At 41.3% G+C, this 235-nt stretch carries 1 protein-coding gene; it reads right to left on the bottom strand.

What is annotated here, in order from left to right:
* On the bottom strand, positions 1–235 hold a 235-nt coding region (locus E1171_RS24990), incomplete at both ends, for a hypothetical protein (RefSeq protein ID WP_425509583.1).

Here is a 235-nt window from a genome sequence, read left to right as displayed (position 1 = left end):
CACGATGTCATTGGCATCGTAAACGTGTAAACGGGCAAGTGGATCCGCTATTCCCATTCCTACCAGCCCATTGAAAGTTAGGGTTTTATTGGTAAAATCTCCATAAATCAAAGGGGTGCTCGTAGCATTATTGGCTATATAAAGTTTATTGTTTCCCGTTTCAAACCAACCTGCCGCATAGCCAATAAATACATTAGAACTTCCAGTGGAAGTGTAGCCACTATGAGAACCTAAA

The sequence above is a fragment of the Xanthovirga aplysinae genome, from assembly GCF_009711365.1.
Classification (GTDB): domain Bacteria; phylum Bacteroidota; class Bacteroidia; order Cytophagales; family Cyclobacteriaceae; genus Xanthovirga; species Xanthovirga aplysinae.
The sequence above is the reverse complement of the archived record's forward strand: the minus strand, read 5'-3'. Positions and strand labels throughout refer to the sequence as shown.